The organism is Caldococcus noboribetus (assembly GCF_055389385.1).
This window is the reverse complement of sequence record NZ_AP042475.1, coordinates 1,023,384-1,041,567: the sequence shown is the minus strand read 5'-3', so window position 1 is coordinate 1,041,567 and position 18,184 is coordinate 1,023,384. Positions and strand designations below refer to the sequence as shown.

Here is an 18,184-nt window from a genome sequence, read left to right as displayed (position 1 = left end):
AGGGTCCTAGGTGATGTCCAGAGAAGGTGGAGCAGTTGACGCTAATATCAAATGTGAAGGCGGCCGAAAGGTTAAAGCACATAGAGGATAAGTGGCAGGCCGAGTGGAGCAAGGCTAAGATCTATGAGGCTAATGCCGATCCATCTAAGCCTAAGTTCTTCGTCACATTCCCATTTCCATATATGAACGGTTTACCTCATTTAGGCAGCGCGTTCACCATACTTAGGGTTGATATAATAGCAAGATATAAGAGGATGAGAGGCTATAATGTTCTTTTCCCTCAGGGCTGGCACGCCACAGGAGGCCCTATAGTAGCTGCTGCCCGCAGGCTCAGCGAAGGCGATGTCAAGATATTGAATGAACTTAAGACTATGGGAGTGCCTGAATCTATGATACCTCAGTTTAAGGACCCTGCCATGTGGGTTAGGTATTTCACCCAGGAATGGAAAAAGGACCTCATGAGGTATGGCCTTAGCATAGATTGGAGGAGAGAGTTCTTCACCACAAGTCTTAATCCCTATTTCAGCAAGTTCGTCGAGTGGCAGTACCTTAAGTTACGGGACCTGGGCTACATAAGGAAAGGAGAGCATCCTGTAGTCTGGTGCCCTCGTGAGAAGAAAGTGGTAGGTGATCACGACAGGCCTGATGAGTATGTGGGCATAGGCCCTGTTGAGGCTACGGTAGTGTTGTTCAAGCAGGTCAGCGGCGATGCCTACTTAGCCACCCTAACGTACAGGCCCGAGACTATATTTGGCGTGACAAACCTGTGGGTTAACCCCGAGGCTGAATACGTAGTAGCAGAGGTAGACGGGAAGAAGGTTATACTTAATGAATATATGGCCGAAGAGCTGGCGGACCAGAGACACGAGGTCAGGATTATAGGTAAGGTCCCCGCCCGTGAGATCATAGGAAGCAAAGTCATCGTGCCCTTGACAAATGCCATGGTGCCTGTCTTACCGGCCACTTTTGTTGTGCCAGACGAGGGCACGGGGCTCGTTATGAGCGTCCCAGCGCATGCCCCTTACGACTATGTCGCACTGATGGATATAAAGCGAATGAGCGAGGACGCACTGAGGGGATATGGTCTAGACCCATCGGAGGTCCGCTCGATAAGGGTTAAGAAGATAATAGAGACCCCTGGGCTCAAGGGGGTGCCTGCAGAGAGCATAGTATCTAAGCTTGGCATAAAGAGCCAAGAGGACAAGGATCTTCTTGAGAAGGCGACCAAGGACCTCTACTCAAGGGAATATTATATGGGCGTAATGAAAGGTGATGTTGGAAACTATAACGGGCTTAAGGTTATCGAGGCCAGGCCTGCCATAGAAAGTGAGCTTGTTAAGCTGGGCTACGCAATTAAGGTCTACACGCTCCCCTCTAAGGTCTACTGCAGGTGCGGTGCTAGGACTCATGTTAAGTTTGTCGAGAACCAGTGGTTCCTTACCTACAGCGATGAGGGGTGGAAGCTGAAGACTAAGAAGCTGCTCTCAAACATGAATATCTACCCTCCTTACCTTAAGTCTGACTTTATGCAGCTTGTGGACTGGCTCAAGGATTGGGCCTGCACTCATCAGAACGAGCTAGGTACGCCGCTGCCTTGGGATAAGGACTGGGTTATAGAGAGCCTCAGCGACTCCACCATATACATGGCCTACTACACCATAGACCATCTGATACAGGGCAAAGTGAACCCTGAACAGCTGAAGCCTGAGTTCTTCGACTATGTTTTCCTAGGCAAGGGGTCGGCCGAGGAGGTCTCGAAGTCTACTGGCCTGCCCCTGGAGCTCATAGAAGCGGCAAGGAAGGAGTTCACTTACTGGTACCCGGTTGATCTCAGGATAAGTGGTAAGGATTTAATGCAGAATCACCTGCTGTTCTTCATGTATCATCACGCAGCAATATTTGATGAGAGCCTCTGGCCTCGCGGCATAGGAATAAATGGCTGGGTTCTGATAAACGGCGCCAAGATGAGCAAGTCTACTGGAAACTTCATAACGTTGCGCCAAATGCTTAACGAGGCCGGCGCTGACGCCACGCGCGTTGCAGAGGTATTAGCAGGCGCGGACGGCGGTCTGGACGACGCCAACTTTACACTACATGACGTTGATGCCGCGCTTTCAGACCTTGTTAGCTGGCTTGACTTTGTTAAGGATAACTATGGGAAAGGCAGGGATGAGAAGCTGGCCATAGATGACTGGTTTAAAAGTGTTTTGAACTCCACCGTTAAACGCGTCACCGAGAACATGGAGCAGCTGAAGTTCAAGACCGCTTTTACCCTAGCCTTCTATGAGCTTCAGAATAGGTTCAGGTGGTATCTCAAGAGGGCCGGAACACCTAACAAGGATCTATTGAGGAAGTACATAGAATACGTCACATTGATGTTAGCCCCCTTTGCCCCTCACACAGCTGAGGAAGCCTGGCACATTATTGGCCACTCAACATTTGTTGTCACGGAGAAGTGGCCCGAATATGACGAAAGACTAATAAGAAGCGACGTTGAAACGGCAGAGAGAGTCATAGAGGTCCTATTGAATGATATAAAGGATGTGATGGGACTCTTAGGTGCAGCCAAGAGCGTAACTGTTACTGTAGCTGCCAGTTGGAAGTATGTAGTCCTCAACGACGTCAAGAGGGCAGTGGACGCGGGTAAGCCATTAAAGGAAGCTGTTAAGGACGTCATGGAGAAAGATTATGGCGTCTCTCGCCAGGACCTGTCAAAGGTATTGCAAAGCGTGCTTAGAAGCCCCGAGGTGTTAGAGCTGCTAATCCCAAGGGACGTGGAGCTTAGGGCCCTGGAGGAGGCCAGGGACTTCCTTTCAAGAGAGCTAGGGGGCGTTGAAATAATTATCGAGAAGGAGGAGGAGGGCACCTCGCCAAGGAAAAACAATGCCTTACCTGGCAAGCCAGCCATTTACATCTCTAAGTGAAGCTAACCCTCCGCACGCCACACAGCTATGCCACGGGTTTAGCTTGATATAAATTTACACCGAACGAGAATACAGGCGACCTAGAGTGAGGCTGCCTGATGTCATAGCGGCCCTAAACTCACTCTCAAGGACTGGATGGATGCTAAGGGGGGTTCCCTCTTCGTTGGCCGAAAGCGTTTCTCAGCATTCTTTTGCCTCAGCGCTCATAGCAGCGGAAGTGGCCTCCTTGGCAGGCCTTGACCCCTTTAAGGCAGCATTCATAGCTTTAGTTCATGATATAGGCGAGTCAGTCATAGGCGACATATCGAGGAGTGCTAACATCAAGAAAGAAAAAGAGGTTGCAGAGAGGAGAGCCATAGAGGGCTTAGAAATTAGCTACCTCATAAAGGCCTCCGCCATAGAATACGCTGAGGGCAACACTCCCGAGGCTCAGGCAGCTAAGGTGGGGGACCTAGTTGCGACAATGCTTCAAGGTCGCTACTATGAGGCATTTGGCTTCAGGGTATCAGACATCGTTATCTCATCATGTAAGGAGGCAAAAGAAGTTATAGCCAGGCTACCCAATAGCTCGAAGATCTTGGAGACCTTAAGCAGTGACGGCATCGAGTTGAAATGCTAGTGGCACAAGTAGGGCCAGTGACATTTGTAAGCGGCCTACTGCGAAAGCTAGCCTGAGTTTCAAAGCAATTAAGGCTTGCCAGACAATCTTTTGTGGGGCTAACGATTGACAGGCGCCGCCGATCTTCCATTACATGATGGCCACGTGCCTCCTTGGATGCTAAAGGTTATGAGGTCCCTTACCGAGAACATAGTTAAGGTTATCATTGATGAGAGGGGGCCTGAAGGTTTAATAAGAGCTTTGGCTGACCCCTTCTGGTTCCAGGCATTCAATAACGTCATTGGAATGGATTGGGATAGCAGCGGGAGCACAACCGTGGTGGTGACACTACTTAAGGAAATCAGTTGGTCTAACGGTTTGGGCTTTCTAGTGCTTGGCGGTAAGGGCAAAAGAATGCTGCAAGTTAAAGAGGAGGCTAAAAAAGCTGAAAGGCTGCTAGGGGCGGATCCCGAAGAGGCCTTCACGTTTAGTAAGGTAGCCGCCCGCGCCGCCTCAACTTTCTTGCAGGACGGCTATGAGACCTATGTACATGCGCTAATACTTACCGATAAGGGGCCTCAGCTTGTAATTCAGCAGGGCATGAACTTAAGGGCGCGAATGGCAAGGCGGTACCATATAGACAAGGCCTCAATAGAGGAGCCCTTCTCCGGCGTGGCAGGGTATCACAGCGAGATAACTCTTAACGCAACAGCAAAGGAGAGCAGGGAGGCCAGGAAAGCTTACCTTGATATAATTGCCGAGGGCAAAGAGAGGCTTTTAAGGCTGCTAGCGCAAAGCAACGCAGCCCTAGGCGCGCCTAACCTCCTGAGGTATATTGAGGGGGAGGTTAAGGCATCGGAACCAAAGGCTTACTACAGGCCGGTTATGCCATCAAGGCAGCTACTTAGGTCGCTGGATGTAATTTATAGGAACCCGCCCCAGGACGAGAAGGAATTGGCGACCGTGGAAGGCCTTGGACCTGCCGTAGTAAGGGCCTTGGCTCTTATAGCAGATATCATATATTCTGTGCCAACCTCTACTAAGGATCCCGTCACTCTCTCCATGGATCCCTTCGCCTACGCTTACGCAATTGGAGGTAAGGACGGGGTTCCATACCCATTTGACAGAAGGATTGCCGAGGAGGCCATAGAGTACTTGGCAAGAGCCATAGAGGAGTCATCGCTAGGGAACATGCAAAGGCTAAGGGCTATGGCTAGACTAAGGCAGTACCTGGCCAGGTATGGCGTGGTACTATGATAATTGCCCACGTTTCTGATGTGCACTGTGATACTGAGACTTTTAGGGAGCTTTTGTCGTCTGAGAAGTTCGACCTTCTACTGGCCTCTGGGGACTTTGAATGCGTGGAAGCAGCTGAGATCCTAGTCTCCTGCTGTCCAGGGAGAGCGCTGGCAGTGACCGGCAATCTGGATGACCCATCTGTAAGGAGGGCTTTGGACAGAGGGGGCGTTCTACTGGATGGTAGGCTTGTTAAGGTGCAGGGTTTCAACATAGCAGGAGTAGGAGGCATAGACTTTAGGAGTGACATCACCAAGCTAAGGAGGACTGTAAGCAAGGGCGATACAGTAGATGTACTGGTGAGTCATTACCCGCCTAAAGGCATGCTTGACTTGACATATACGGGGGTTCACATAGGGTTGCCGGAGATAGAGCTTCTAGTCAGGGAGCTAAGGCCAAAGGTACACCTCTTTGGTCATGTACATGAGTCGCCGGGGGTAGAGCTTAACGGAACTACCCTCTCAGTAAATCCAGGACCCCTGAACATGGGCAAGTACGCGATTATAGTTCTAGGCGATGGGCCTCCTCGGGCTGAGTTGAAGGCCCTTTAATTCGCGTCACTCCCCAACAAACGTTAGCTCCAGATGCCTTGTCCTGGGGCCGTCCATCTCAACCAGGAGCACCCTCTGCCAACGGCCTAGCTTAAGACTTCCGTTTATTATCGTTAGGCACCTGGAGTTGCCTATGAACGAGGCCGCTATGTGCGCGTGTGCATTGTTATCTATTAGGTTATGCTTCCAGGGCCCTCCCGGCTCAAAGAGTCTCTTTATGGCAGTAAGTATGTCATCCATAAGTCCTGTCTCCGCTTCATTTATTATAACGGCTGCAGTTGTATGGGGTACCGATATTAGGAGGAGACCATTAGTTACGTTGTTCCTATAAAGAAATTCCCTGACCCTGTCAGTCACATCTACTATATCAAACCTGTCCCTAGTCTTAACATCTAGGGTCTCATTAATAAATTTCAACGCCCACCCCTTATTGCGTATAGTCTTTCGATTTTATTAAAACTAGAGCACATAGGCCGCCAGGGGGTCAAGTGAGGCCTTACACAATAATATTCTCGACCATGAGCGTTGACGGGCGCATAGCTACGGAAAGCGGCTTTTCAAGACTTAGCTGCGACGAAGATTTTAAGATTCAACACGAGCTGAGAGCGTGGTCGGATGCCGTTTTAGTAGGCGCCAACACTGCGATAAAGGACAACCCTTCCTTGACTGTCAGGAAAGCCATCGGTAAAAACCCATTAAGGGTCGTAGTTGACGCCTCGCTTAGAGTACCTCCTACTCTTGATATGTTTTCCATTCCCGGAAAGGGAGTCATAATAACGACTGAAGACCATGATAGCGAAGAGCTGGCTAAGTATGAGGAAAGAGGCGTAGTAGTAGTGAGAGCTGGCAGGGGGCCCGAGGTTGATCTAAAGAAAGCTGTGCGCGCCCTGTTTGAAATGGGCATAAGAAGGCTAATGATAGAGGGTGGAGGGGCTACCAGCTATAGGTTTCTGAGAGAGGGCCTCGTAGATGAGCTCTGGGTTACACTTTCACCTATAGTGTTTGGTTCCGGTGTAAGCATAATCGATGGAGAGAGGAGCCTACTTCAAGATCTGTACTTGAAGGAGTTAAAGGTGCTGTGTGGTGGCTGGGTTCATCTAAGGTATAAAGTTATCAGGAAAGAAGGAGAGAACCTGAACTAAGCGCAAAGCAGATGTGGTGCGCAACAGCCTATCGGTTCTAGCAAATGAAGAGTAGAACTTTCGTTGTAAGGCCTCTTTCAGCCAAAGCCCAAGTCTAATAAATCAGGCCCTTGTAGGTTTCATAGTAGAGTGGGTCCTTCTTTATCCTAAGTATGTATTTGGACCTATTGTACTTCTCTCCGGGGTTGAAGCCTTCCATCTTGCTTACCTGTAGGTCCATCTTCTTATACTTAGCCTGTATGTAGTCCCTATAGAGGCTCTCCATCACATTGAACGTGCAGAAGGGCACTACCCTGCCGTCAGGCATAGTGTAGTGTATGTTGCACCTCCTGACCCTCTCCACGTCATAGTTGTAGAGGTCCATGAAGTGCATCATTCCTATGAATAGCATTCTGTAGTGCAGCTCTCCTAAGGCATCATAGTTCCTCCTTATTAGGACGCTAGTAAGCAGCTTGGAGAAGCTGAGCTCTTTGGGCATCCTCTCTTTATCTGTGAACTTTCTGAGGTCTATAATTCCCTTGAGTAACGCTAACTTCTTAAACTTAGAGTCCTCTATGTCGAACCTCTCCTCGTCGAGGAACTCTATGAAGCCCTCTATGTCGAAGAAGTTGCCTAGAGGGACGAACTTAGTCGGTATACCGTCAGGCCCTCTCTCAACGAAGACATAGTTAGCGGCACCGCACATGGGGTGATTTGCCATACAGAACTGCTCGGTGCCGACTGCAGCCTCTACGAACTTGGCAAACTTAGCAGCTACTGGTATTGGGTACCAGGTATCCGCGGGTATCTGGCCGTCGGTCTGCTCCTCTATGCCCTTTATGGCGTCAGCTATAGTAACCCTCATCTTCTCCCTCTCGCTCCTCTTCAGCTGTCCACTTAGGCTTACGGGCTGGAAGTTGACAGCCCTTACTATATCCATGTGTTTTCCTGCAAACTTGAGTATAAGACCCATCTCATTAAAGTTGGCGTTCTTAATGAGGGTCGGGACAAGGACCACGCTTGTCATGCCTGACTTCCTGAAGACTTCAAATATGAAGGGCACCTCCCAGTGGTTCTTGGGGTTAGCCTTTGGGGTCACGCCATCAAAGCTCATGTAGACTGTGTTTACGCCGGCCTCCCTTAGCGTTCTTGCATAGTTTATAGCTGCCTGGGGATCGTTGAAGTACATCTCAGCAAACTTGATCCCTGCAGTGTTAAGCTGTATGTGCCTGACCCCCTCTTCCTTGAGCATCTTTATAATTTCAGGTAGATCTTCCCTTAGGGTTGGCTCGCCGCCAGTTATCTGAACAGCCATGGTGAAGCCCTGCTTCTTTATCTGCCTTACCTGGTACCTCAGCAGCTCTATGGAAGGTTCATAAATATAGCCGGCCTTCTCTGCGTAGAAGAAGCAGTAGTAGCAGCTCAGGTTACACCTGTTCGTCACTACCAGGTTCACGAGCGCTGAGTGGTTCTCGTGCATTGGGCATAGACCGCAATTATATGGGCACGGCGCTGTGAGGGCGACATAAGCCTTTACGTGGCCTGCTCCTTTGCCGCTCTCCTCGTATTTCATCATCTTATAGTAAATCTTAGCATCTCCATAGTAAAGCTCCTCAAACTCGCCGTGCTCTGGGCATACCTTCCTTATGTAGATTTTGCCGTCCCTCTCTATAATCCTTGCCGGCAGGAGCCTCATGCACACTGGGCAGAGGCTCGTTGTGTAGTTTACGTGCTTCTCGCCTTCTCGTAGCTCAGGGAGAGGTCCACCTATGGGGATCCTTTTTCCGGCTATTTCTACAAATACCTCATTACCTTCCCTAACGAGCCTGCCAGGGGCAGGCAGGGTAGGCGGTCCCTCTACACGGGTTCTTGATACCTCAGTTACAGCCAATTATGTTACCTCCTGAGATTATTTTACAGAAGCGTCAGTTATTTAAGCCTGTGCAAGTATCCGTAGGGCCGTACTTAATACGACCTAAGTGCCAGTATAATTACGGTCTCTTAATCTGAAAAGCCAAGAGTTATTCAGAGCCATTCCTAGAGCCGTTATTGAGCATAACAGGGCCTTCACTTTTCAGGAGCTGCTAGAGGCCCTTTCAACATATATGTTCATCCTTCTCTTAAGCTCATCTTTGCTTACTTGGCCTACTATCGTATCAACGACCTTGCCGTCAGCTATTATTAGTATTGAGGGTATATGCCTTATCTGGTACTTGTCTGCCACGGAATAGGCAGCATCTACATCAACTTTGCCGAAGGCCACTCCAGGCACCAGGAGCTCTGTTGCCACGTCTTTAAAGGTCTTGTAAAAGTTTATGCAGGGGCCACACCATTCGGCTGTGAAGTAGAGGAACACAACCTTGTTCTCTTTAAGTAGCGAGTCTAGGTTTGCCGAGCTGACGTTTACTATGAACTCCTTCAACACCTTCTCCAGGTAAAGGGCTCTCTCCTCTAGCTTCTCCGAGAGGTCAATCCAAGGGTTAGTCTCTTTTTTACTGCTCAACGCCTACACCTGGTCATCTGCTGGGCAGGCCCCTTTAAAAATAGTGAAAGCAGTTATATCATGCTTATTGCTTCCTCGATGTTAGTTAAACTTACACTGAGCTCTTGCGCTGAGCTTAAGGCCATAGATTTGACTTTATCAACTATTTCCTTTAGCCTCGCAGGCCTCGTTGCCTGAGCATAAATTCTTACCTTATTTTCGGTTCCGCTTTTTCTGACAAGTATCCAGCTCCCATCATCACCCTCAACTCTAACGCCATCCAGGGTTAGCAGATTAACTACCTTAGTCCCTAGGGCCTCTTCAATGCGGTGCGATAGGCTCGTATATAAGAGGTCCTTGTCATGATCTCCCTTGACCACGAAGGACAGCCTCGCACTAGGGTATGAGGGTAGGGAGAGCACTAGTTCATTGATTGAGACGCCGCTTCTCATGGCTTCGTCAACTATCAGAAGGGCCTGATAGATACCATCGGGCCATAGCCCCCAAGCAGGGTCTATAAGCTTCCAGGGCTCAGCCGCCATAAGAGTGTTACCGGTTATATATTCATGTAGCCTTCCGAGTGGAGCTCTGACTATCCTGCCTCCCATCTTCTCCACTACCTGCTGAACCTCGTAGCCAACATCAACTGACACGACGATATCGCCCTTCTTATCTGTTAGCTTGCGACGGGCCAACATAGCTATAACGAGGTCCTGTTTGATAAAGCCTAACCCCCTTACTAATAGTGCCAGCCTGTCAGCGTCGCCATCATGAGCAAGTAGCATCTCAGCCCCTGAACTCTCGAGCATTGGCTGAATGGACGCCATTACGTCAGGCCTGGGCTCTGGTAGCCTGCCAGGAAAAGTCCCGTCCAGGTTACAGTTTATGCTAACGACCTTCTCAATGCCCGCTTCCCTTAACAGCTTTGGAGTTACTATGCTGGCTGCCCCGTTGGCGCAGTCAACTAGCACCTTAGGCTTGTCAGGCCTTTTCCAGCTGTTAGTGTCTACAAACTCTAAGGCATCGTTTATATATGAGTCAACAGCATACGTCTCGATGGTGAAGGACCCCACCTTGTCCCAGGAAACCTCATGAACAGATCCGAGGTTGTTTTCAATGGACTCCTCCTCGCTCCTAAAGAGCTCCGTGCCATCTTTTTTCAGGAGCTTTATGCCGTTATCGGCAGGGGGGTTATGGCTGGCGGATATTGACGCGCCAAGTGAGGAGCGGGAGCGCTTGACCTCGTGGGCTATCACTGGTAGCGGCGCTATGCCTATGAGAATAGTATCAAGGCCTCCGGCCATAAAGCCTGAGGCTGCGGCTAGTGAGAGCAAAGGACTTGTCAGCCTTGAGTCGTGACCGACTACAGCACTGCCTCTGGAGCCGGCAATTATTTTGGCCGCGGTCAGAGAAATGTCATATATAAGTTTAGGGCTTACCCTTTCTGGGAAGGGCCCCCTGGCTCCGGCCGTTCCAAACAGCGGCAACTGGTTCACCTTAAGCGCTCCACTGCTGCAGTGGTTAATGATATTGCAATAAAACCTTTATAAAACCTTTCCGCGGGGCTTCTGACAGCTCGATAATGTATTGATATGGCGCACTTTTCAGGGTGGAGCAGCTAACAGGGTCGCCGAAGCCCTGCCCTTCGACGTTATTTGGATATAGTGGCGTTTCAGGATCCTGCATAGATACAGGCCATAACAGTGCTAGGGGCGTTAACCACTCTCGGAGCTCAAAATATACTCTTCTGATAGCCTTTAGTGGCAAGGCTTGTTGCGGGCTTAGCTCCCTCCCTTAAGGGGTATGGCAGGGCACTTGGCGAGGCCTAGGAGGTCACCTATCTGCTTAGGCTTAATGCACACGACTCCGGTATCTTCATCAACCTCTACAACAAAATCTTTGCCCCACCTCTCAATAACATACTTCTTAATGTAAAGGTTCAGAGGCAACGTGTAGTACTCATATTCATAAACTTTGCCATCAACTTCCTTTTTGCCCTTCATTCTTCTTGCCTCAACTGCTCTAACTTTCATCTCACTCGCCTCTCTTTTCTTCATTAGGAGAAGAGACCTAGATAAGCTTTTGTTAAAACATATCATAATAGCGCGATAGTGGCTAGTTCCAATCTCGCTAGGCTCTTGGCAGCTTCATCAACTAAATCTTTAAGCTAACCGAGACTTCTTAAGTGTAGTCCTTGGAACTTTAAAATTTGCTAGCATGATCTGAACAGGGGGCGAAGCGTAGTGCCCAGGGATCCGAACATATTTGTTGCCACCAAGGAGGAGATAACGACCGGCGAGGCGAGCGACATATATTTCAAGCGCACCCAGGAAGTTCTAAGGTTCGCTAACCTGAGCAATGTGAAGGTCAGAATGGAAGTTCACCTATACAGCAACCCTCCCGAGGGTGACTGGGCCGTCTATGCGGGATTGGAGGAGGCCTTGGCAATACTTAAGGACAAGCCTTTTACTGTATACTCTGTTCCTGAAGGGACTATTTTCAGGAGAAAGACCCCACTTATGCTCATAGAGGCCCCATATGAGGCCTTTGCTCCTTTCGAGGCCCCAGTCCTTGGAGTTCTAAGATTCGAAAGCAGCATAGCTACTAAGTCGGCTAGAATACGCGTTGCGAGCGGCGACAAACTGTACCTGTTCTTTGGGTTAAGGGCATTACATCCTGCAGTCTTCCCGGCTGCTGACAGGGCCGCCTTCATAGGAGGGGCCGATTCGGTGAGCGGCATACTCTCAGAGAAGTACCTGGGACTCACACCGCAGGGCACTATGCCTCACGCTTTAATAATAACGATAGGTGACCAGAGGAAGGCATGGCAGCTCTTTGCAGAGCTTTACGGCAATAAGATAAACATAGTCGCGCTGGCAGATACGTTTGATGACGAGAGAATGGAGGCCCTGGCGGCAGCCGAGCTGTTAAAGGAAAAGCTGTGGGGCGTGAGGCTAGACACACCTTCGAGCAGAAGAGGCAACATGCATGACATTGTGGAGGAGGTCAAGTGGACTCTTAAGCTACATGGTTATGATAACGTCAAGGTTATAGTTAGTGGGGGCCTCGATGAACAGGAGATAATGGAGCTGCGCGATGTGGCGGACGGATTTGGGGTAGGGACGAGCGTGGCTATGCCTAGGAGCGTTGACCTTAGCATGGATATAGTGGAGGTTGACAGAGGTAATGGATGGGAGCCCATCTCTAAGAGAGGTAAGATGCCAGGGGCCAAGATGGTTTACTCCTGTGGTGCGCTGAAACACTACGTTGTGCCATGGAGCGCTGAGCCCCCTATATGTGAGGATGGCAAGAGAGCAGCCCCCTTGTTGGTTAAGTACCTAGATAATGGGAAGCTTGTACGTGACTTGCCTTCACTTAACGAGATAAGGTCTTATGTCATATCCCAGCTTAAGGAACTTAAGCTGCTCTAGTGACGGTGCTTTATCGCTTTGAGCCGCGTTCCGACAAGGGTGGTGCTTGGAAGGATAATGCTTTATGGCGCAGCCCTTGTACTAAACATAGCCGTAAGCATATTGTTGGCCAGAAGGCTAAGCGATGTTAGCTATGCCGCATATCAATATGCTACGAAGAGAATAATAACATATGCAACTGTACCTATAGGCCTCTTTGGAGTTTGGATGTACAGGTATCTGGTTACCAGAAGAAGAGGGTCCTTCGCAGCAGGCCTCGTGCTCTCACTTTTAAGCGGCCTTATGGGTATAATCCTTGGCTTTGCATTGGAGTATGTAGAGGCAAAGGTAGGCCTTCTGGTGGCCGTGGCTGCAGGAGTCACCATAATGTTACAGTCTATAATGGGTGGCTTAACAACCATGATGGACGCCGTAAGGCCCCTCAGGCTGGGCCTTTTGCTTCTAATCTATAGGCTTCTTTATTCAATGCTGATCATTCTAGCGCTTTATGTCGAAGCACCCTCGCTACTTCACGTCTTTATAGCCACATCAATATCAATATCAATAGCTACAGCCCTCGGCTTTAGATGGCTTTACGAGGCCCTGGGAGGAAAGGCCATTGAAGCGCCCTGGAGCGTTCTAAGCGAGTGGGCTAGGACCTCGAGGCCCTTGATAATAGCTTACGTTACAGGCTTTGTGGCGTCGTTAGATGCTACCATCGCATACCCGCTTGCAGGCCCAAACGTGGTTGCGGCCTTCTTCATAGCGGCTGCAGTAGCTACCTTAGTAAGGGAGTCGTCAAATACTGGGCTAAGGTATCTTCATGCGTACGTGCTTACAACAAACGATATTGTCGGTGGCTTAAAGTCAGCGTTCTTGGTCACTATACTTGCAGTTCCACTTTTAATATACGCAGCAGTTCACCCCTTATACATAATCTATGTGTTTAACTATAGCTATTCGTGGGCTTCTCTGGCCTTGACCATTTTTATGTTAACTGCTATTATAGAAATAGTTAATGGCGGACTGTCCAACATTGTTATGGGTTCAATAAGCGAGGTTGGAGAAGAAAGTCTACCTAAGTTTGAGAGACTTAATATTATGACTTCAACCTCCTCGCTGATTTATATAGTTCTGTTGGCGTTAGTGTTGGCTTTGCTTAGAGGTAAGGCCGCCGCCGTTCTGTTAATAGCCTGGTCATTGATCTATATGGCCAGGTTCATAATATCCGTTACAATCTACTACTATAAATTTATCCCTGACAACGGAAAAGCCGTCATAAAAAGTTATGCCAAGAGGCTCCTCGCTTATGTAGTCTTAGCGCTCATATTGTCGTTTCTCTTTAAGCCGCTGGAGCCCCCTAGCAGGGGGCTCTTAAAATCAATATATGTCCTCGCAGAGATGGGCCTGCCTTACCTTGCAGCTTATTATGGGCTAGTAATACTGATAGATGAGAGCCTGAGGGCTACTGCTACCAGGCTTCTAAGGTCTAACCTAAGGCGGTGAAGCAACATTTAGATGTATCATGCTTGGAGCATTCGGGATACAGGAGGTTAGCCTTTCCGCGTCTAAAGTCAAAATATTAACTTTGAGCATTACAAAATATTAGGAAGCGCTGAAGATGGCCGTGCATATAGAAAGGCTTTCGACAGGGGTTCCTGGCATAGATAGAATGTTAGCAGGCGGTATACCTAGGGGCTTCTTTGTGGCAGTTGTCGGAGAACCTGGCACGGGAAAGACTGTTTTTGCACTTCATTATGCATGGCAGGGCATAAAGGATAATGATAAGGTGATTTATGTAACCACAGAGGAGAGCAGGGAAAGCATAATAAAGCAGGCCAAGATGTTTAACATGGATCTCGACAAGGCCGTTGATGAAGGCAAGGCTATAATAATTGATGCCCTTCTTAAGTCTCAAAATGACGAATGGTCTCTGGAGGAAGTTGATGTCGAGACTCTTGTTAACAAAGTAATAGAGGCTAAGAGGAAGCTAGGGTATGGCAGGTCAAGGCTGATAATTGACAGTATGAGCACGTTCTGGCTTGATAAGCCCGCCATGGCCAGAAAGTACAGCTACGCAGTGAAGAGGGTTCTCTACAGGTGGGATTTTACTGTGCTCATGACAAGCCAGTACGCTATAACGACGTCCAGCGCCTTTGGGTGGGGCCTTGAACACGTGGCCGATGGCATAATAAGATTTGGGAGAAAAGTCATAGGAGGTGAGCTTAAAAGGTATATCCTGGTTGAAAAGATGAGGCAAACCCCTCATGACCTAAGAGTTAACTATATTGACATAAGGGATGGCGAGGGACTTGTGATACTAGGGCCTGCCAACTTCACTAAAGAGGATCTGGCGCTGCCTGAAGATGTTAAGAGAAGAATAAGGTCTGCAGGCAAAGATTTGGGCCTATGAGTGAAATAGCATAGGCTAACTTCCTGGGCTCTCGTCAAATTAGGGTATAATTTAAATTTGCGAGGGGTCTAAAACCCGCGCAGGTGAGCGTATAAGTGACAAGAAACATAGTGGTAAGACAGTTAAGTCAACAGCCCATAGAAGACACAGAAGTGGAGCTGGTTGAGAGGAAGGGCCTTGGTCACCCTGATTATATAAGTGATGCCGTGGCCGAAGAGGCCAGTAGGCAGCTTAGTGCCTATTATAAGGAGCGCTTTGTGCTATAATGCACCATAACTTAGATAAGGTATTGTTAGTGGGAGGACAGGCATCGCCCAAGTGGGGAGGAGGTGACGTCATAACTCCCATATACATCATAGTGTCTGGTAGGGCCACAACAGAAGTCAGAACTTCTTCGGGTATAGAGGAGGTTCCCGTGGGAAGGATCATATTAAGGGCCGTTAAGGATTGGATTTCAAGGAACCTCAGGTTTCTCGACCCAGAGGTTCATGTAGTGGCCGATTACAAGATAGGTAAGGGCAGCGCAGACCTCAGGGGGATATTTGAGTCGAGGACGGCATCCTATAGGGCTAACGACACTAGCTTTGGAGCGGGCTTCGCGCCCCTCAGCACGCTCGAGAGGTTGGTCTTTGAGACCGAGAGACTGCTTAACAGCAAGGAATTCAAGTCAAAGGTTCCAGCCTCAGGCGAGGATGTCAAGGTAATGGGCCTTAGGAGGGGCAAGAGCATAGAGCTAACTATAGCTGACGCTATAGTTAGCCGTTTTGTGAACGGTCCAGAGGAGTACATGAGCGTGAAGGAGGAGATCAAGGAGGCCGTGCTTAATCTAGCAAACAAGCTGGCGCCAGACTATGACGTGAAGGTTTATGTAAACAGCGGCGATATACCAGAGGAGGAGGTCTTCTACCTTACGGTCACAGGAACCAGCGCTGAGCACGGAGATGATGGAGCCACAGGGAGGGGCAACAGGGTCAACGGGCTAATAACTCCCATGAGGCCCATGAGCCTTGAGGCAGCGGCCGGTAAGAACCCTGTGACTCATGTAGGCAAAATTTACAACGTAGCTGCCATGGAGATCGCGCAGCTGATATATGCTAAGGTACCTAACATAAGGGAAGTCTATGTGAGATTGCTTGGGCAGATAGGAAGGCCCATAGATGATCCTTTAATAGCTGACGTATCTGTAATACCCGACAAGGGCGTCCAGCTAACCTCTGACACTAAGCAGGAAATCGCTAGCCTTATTGACGAATATATGTCTAGGCTTCCGACGCTCTCAGAGAGGTTCCTTAGGGGAGAGGTGCAGCTCTATTAAGTTAGGTTCGTTTTCTTGTTGGTTCTTAATACAGCGCCTTTTAAGCCTAATCCTTTGCGAAGGCGTTTAATGCGAGGAGCTCTTGCTTCTCATGGTTCTATACTCGTTTAGCAGGGTTAGCAGAGTTGCGTCTGAGCTTTCCTGGGCTTTGAGCTTCGCTAGTAGATCCATAGCGTCCTTAATTACTTTAGAGCTAACGAAGTACAGACCTGCCACTTGTATTACAGTATAGTTGTCGGCCTTGAGGGGGGCTATACCATGATTTCTGGCAGCGTTGGCTAGCGGTGAGTTAACGTCGCTGACAAGTATGGCTTTAACTCCAGCTTTAGAAAGGTCATCTATGGCATTGCTGTCAAACGTTGTAACATTGTCTATGATAATTACTTCGTTAGCGCTTATGGGACCCAACTGCTCCTCAGCCCTTTTGAGCTGCGAGCTTCTTAGCTCGCTTAACCTCCGGGCGACGACTAGTTTTCCTGAGGCCACATCAATGAGCATTCTTTTAAGATTCTGAACCTCTTCTTGAAGCGACTCCTGTAGCCCCTGAAGCCTAACAAGCGAGGCCTCAAGATCTGAGATCCTCCCTTTGAGGGTCCTTATCTCGTCATCCTTAAGCAGTTCTGCCTTGAGCTGCTTCTTGGCTAGGTAAAGCTCCCTTTCTTCGTAGAAAAGCCTCTGGCGCAGCTCTTCGAGCTGCTTCTCAAGCGACGCCTTCTGGGCCTCAAGGAGCTCAAGCTTTGAGCTGCCTATGCATGGTTGCTGCGGCTGTTGTTTATTGGTAATGCTTATGCGCTCGTACTTCTCATCAGTACTGCCTAAGAGCTTCGTTATTTGTTTCTCTACGGCTTCAGCTAGAGTGGCTCCCTTGACTACGTCCGCCTTAAGCTCATCTATATCTATGTCGAACTCTAGCTTTGAAGCGTAAGCTTCTACTTGTGAGAGCTTATTGTGGTATTCTATGAATGCTCTATATGCTGCCGCAAGGGAATCCCTCTCATGCGGAGTCTTCGGTTTAAGCTCTGAATCCGCAGTGGCCCTAGAGGCTAGGTACTCCTTCTCAGCTACGGACAAGTTATAATTAGGTAGGTAGAGCTGGGCCCCCAGCTGGGCTGCAAGCTTTCTAACAAGTTCGGGTGGATCAGCAACATCTGTAGCTACGACAACCGGTCTCCCAAGGCTTGAAACTATGCTGACGATCTTGCCTCTGTCAAGTTCTTTATAACTGCCAAGATGCAGGACTCTGCCTTCAAGATCAAGTACTGCAAGGCCTGTAGTCATTCCAGCATCAACGCCAACTATAAGAGGTCTCGAGGGCCTCGGCTCCGCGCCGCCAAAGACAAGCTCACCCTCATACTTAGTCTCTACCCTTATAGAGTAATCTATGCCACGGTGCGGCTTGACTATTCCTACCAGCTTCTCGCGAGGCGCATATACGATGAATATGGCTGAGTCAAGGCCTCCCTCACTCGTCTTGTAGAAGACGTCATAATCTATATTAGCGTTGTCTAAGGCCTCCTTAACCTTGTCCGCCGCTATTTTAACTGAGGCCCTTATCCTCCTCTGGTACCGTGCTTGGCTCCATCCTCCGCTCTTGGTGTTCCGCCCCCTGCTCACTACTATGTAAGTCTTCTCCCTGCTAAAGCCTATGCTTTGGCCTCCCCCTCTGGCCACCACGGCGGCTACTATGAAAGCCGTCCTCATGGGTGAAAGCTTAGAGGAAGCGACGTCAATGCCAGCCCTCCTGGCGGCCTCTAGTACGTCCACTAGGCCTTCCTCGGTAGCAGTAGCCTGGACAAGCTTGGTGCCAGGGGGAAGTAGGGAAAGGAGCCTGGCTATGCTCTCAGTGGAGCCATCAAAGGAGAGCTCCATAACGTTATCCGAGGCAATGGATCTAGGCCTGTACTCCCATGCCAGCCTTATAATTGTTGCCAGGGGCACTGACTGGTACTTAGCTATGAGCTTAAGGGACTGATCTATAATAACTACCGAGTATCTGGCCCTGTTAGTTGATGAGAGAGGGCTCCCGGACTCTATGTCTATGCCCATGTAGAGCTCCTGGGTGCCCCCTCTGAGG

The 18,184-nt window shown here is 49.2% G+C and carries 14 protein-coding genes and 1 pseudogene; 9 read left to right on the top strand and 6 right to left on the bottom strand.

Annotated features, from left to right (window positions below):
- The first annotated feature begins 26 nt into the window (after window positions 1-26).
- The 4 genes from leuS (at window position 27) to ACZ5GQ_RS05410 (ending at window position 5,369) form a co-directional block, all read left to right on the top strand.
- Entirely contained in the window at window positions 27-2,924 is a 2,898-nt protein-coding gene (leuS, locus tag ACZ5GQ_RS05425; RefSeq protein ID WP_498856159.1) for a leucine--tRNA ligase, read from the top strand.
- A gap of 85 nt (window positions 2,925-3,009) precedes the next feature.
- Window positions 3,010-3,543, top strand: a complete 534-nt coding sequence (locus tag ACZ5GQ_RS05420; protein WP_498856158.1) for an HD domain-containing protein — start codon at window positions 3,010-3,012, stop codon at window positions 3,541-3,543.
- A 105-nt stretch (window positions 3,544-3,648) separates the two neighbouring features.
- On the top strand, window positions 3,649-4,779 hold the full coding sequence (locus ACZ5GQ_RS05415) for a DUF763 domain-containing protein (protein ID WP_498856157.1): 1,131 nt from the start codon (window positions 3,649-3,651) through the stop codon (window positions 4,777-4,779).
- Entirely contained in the window at window positions 4,776-5,369 is a 594-nt protein-coding gene (locus ACZ5GQ_RS05410; RefSeq protein ID WP_498856156.1) for a metallophosphoesterase family protein, read from the top strand. The genes ACZ5GQ_RS05415 and ACZ5GQ_RS05410 overlap by 4 nt, the downstream gene beginning before the upstream one ends.
- A gap of 6 nt (window positions 5,370-5,375) precedes the next feature.
- Here ACZ5GQ_RS05410 and ACZ5GQ_RS05405 read toward each other — a convergent pair whose 3' ends face one another.
- The gene (locus tag ACZ5GQ_RS05405) at window positions 5,376-5,786 is read right to left on the bottom strand and encodes a YjbQ family protein (protein WP_498856155.1); all 411 of its coding nucleotides are present in this window, start codon (window positions 5,784-5,786) and stop codon (window positions 5,376-5,378) included.
- Window positions 5,787-5,857: 71 nt separating this feature from the next.
- Here ACZ5GQ_RS05405 and ACZ5GQ_RS05400 point away from each other — a divergent pair, with 71 nt between their 5' ends.
- Window positions 5,858-6,511, top strand: coding sequence for a dihydrofolate reductase family protein (locus ACZ5GQ_RS05400; RefSeq protein ID WP_498856154.1), 654 nt, complete (start codon window positions 5,858-5,860; stop codon window positions 6,509-6,511).
- A 94-nt stretch (window positions 6,512-6,605) separates the two neighbouring features.
- On the opposite strand, the gene tes is transcribed toward ACZ5GQ_RS05400, so the two are convergent.
- The 4 genes from tes to ACZ5GQ_RS05380 all read right to left on the bottom strand — a co-directional run bounded on the left by tes (window position 6,606) and on the right by ACZ5GQ_RS05380 (window position 11,005).
- Window positions 6,606-8,381 (bottom strand): tetraether lipid synthase Tes, encoded by a 1,776-nt coding sequence (tes, locus tag ACZ5GQ_RS05395; protein ID WP_498856153.1) that lies wholly within the window; start codon window positions 8,379-8,381, stop codon window positions 6,606-6,608.
- A gap of 183 nt (window positions 8,382-8,564) precedes the next feature.
- On the bottom strand, window positions 8,565-8,993 hold the full coding sequence (locus tag ACZ5GQ_RS05390) for a thioredoxin family protein (RefSeq protein WP_498856152.1): 429 nt from the start codon (window positions 8,991-8,993) through the stop codon (window positions 8,565-8,567).
- A 53-nt stretch (window positions 8,994-9,046) separates the two neighbouring features.
- On the bottom strand, window positions 9,047-10,459 hold the full coding sequence (locus ACZ5GQ_RS05385; protein WP_498856151.1) for a phosphohexomutase domain-containing protein: 1,413 nt from the start codon (window positions 10,457-10,459) through the stop codon (window positions 9,047-9,049).
- A 294-nt stretch (window positions 10,460-10,753) separates the two neighbouring features.
- The gene (locus ACZ5GQ_RS05380; RefSeq protein ID WP_498857380.1) at window positions 10,754-11,005 is read right to left on the bottom strand and encodes a hypothetical protein; all 252 of its coding nucleotides are present in this window, start codon (window positions 11,003-11,005) and stop codon (window positions 10,754-10,756) included.
- Between the two features lie 210 nt (window positions 11,006-11,215).
- Between ACZ5GQ_RS05380 and ACZ5GQ_RS05375 the strand changes: the two genes are divergently transcribed.
- The 4 genes and pseudogenes from ACZ5GQ_RS05375 (at window position 11,216) to ACZ5GQ_RS05360 (ending at window position 16,110) form a co-directional block, all read left to right on the top strand.
- On the top strand, window positions 11,216-12,403 hold the full coding sequence (locus ACZ5GQ_RS05375) for a nicotinate phosphoribosyltransferase (RefSeq protein WP_498856150.1): 1,188 nt from the start codon (window positions 11,216-11,218) through the stop codon (window positions 12,401-12,403).
- 18 nt (window positions 12,404-12,421) lie between these two features.
- Window positions 12,422-13,888, top strand: a complete 1,467-nt coding sequence (locus tag ACZ5GQ_RS05370; RefSeq protein ID WP_498856149.1) for a hypothetical protein — start codon at window positions 12,422-12,424, stop codon at window positions 13,886-13,888.
- Window positions 13,889-14,003: 115 nt separating this feature from the next.
- Window positions 14,004-14,795 (top strand): P-loop NTPase family protein, encoded by a 792-nt coding sequence (locus ACZ5GQ_RS05365; RefSeq protein WP_498856148.1) that lies wholly within the window; start codon window positions 14,004-14,006, stop codon window positions 14,793-14,795.
- A gap of 95 nt (window positions 14,796-14,890) precedes the next feature.
- Window positions 14,891-16,110: pseudogene (locus ACZ5GQ_RS05360) on the top strand (methionine adenosyltransferase).
- Window positions 16,111-16,176: 66 nt separating this feature from the next.
- Here the strand turns inward: ACZ5GQ_RS05360 and ACZ5GQ_RS05355 are convergent.
- Window positions 16,177-18,156: a DUF460 domain-containing protein gene (locus ACZ5GQ_RS05355; RefSeq protein WP_498856147.1), complete on the bottom strand. Its 1,980-nt coding sequence runs from the start codon at window positions 18,154-18,156 to the stop codon at window positions 16,177-16,179.
- Between the last annotated feature and the right edge of the window lie 28 nt (window positions 18,157-18,184).

Excerpts from the sequence above, each read along its gene's own strand:
- ACZ5GQ_RS05410 (WP_498856156.1), top strand. The coding sequence starts at position 4,776 with ATGATAATTGCCCACGTTTCTGATGTGCACTGTGATACTGAGACTTTT.
- ACZ5GQ_RS05380 (WP_498857380.1), bottom strand. The coding sequence starts at position 11,005 with ATGAAAGTTAGAGCAGTTGAGGCAAGAAGAATGAAGGGCAAAAAGGAA.
- ACZ5GQ_RS05365 (WP_498856148.1), top strand. The coding sequence starts at position 14,004 with ATGGCCGTGCATATAGAAAGGCTTTCGACAGGGGTTCCTGGCATAGAT.
- ACZ5GQ_RS05355 (WP_498856147.1), bottom strand. The coding sequence starts at position 18,156 with ATGGGCATAGACATAGAGTCCGGGAGCCCTCTCTCATCAACTAACAGG.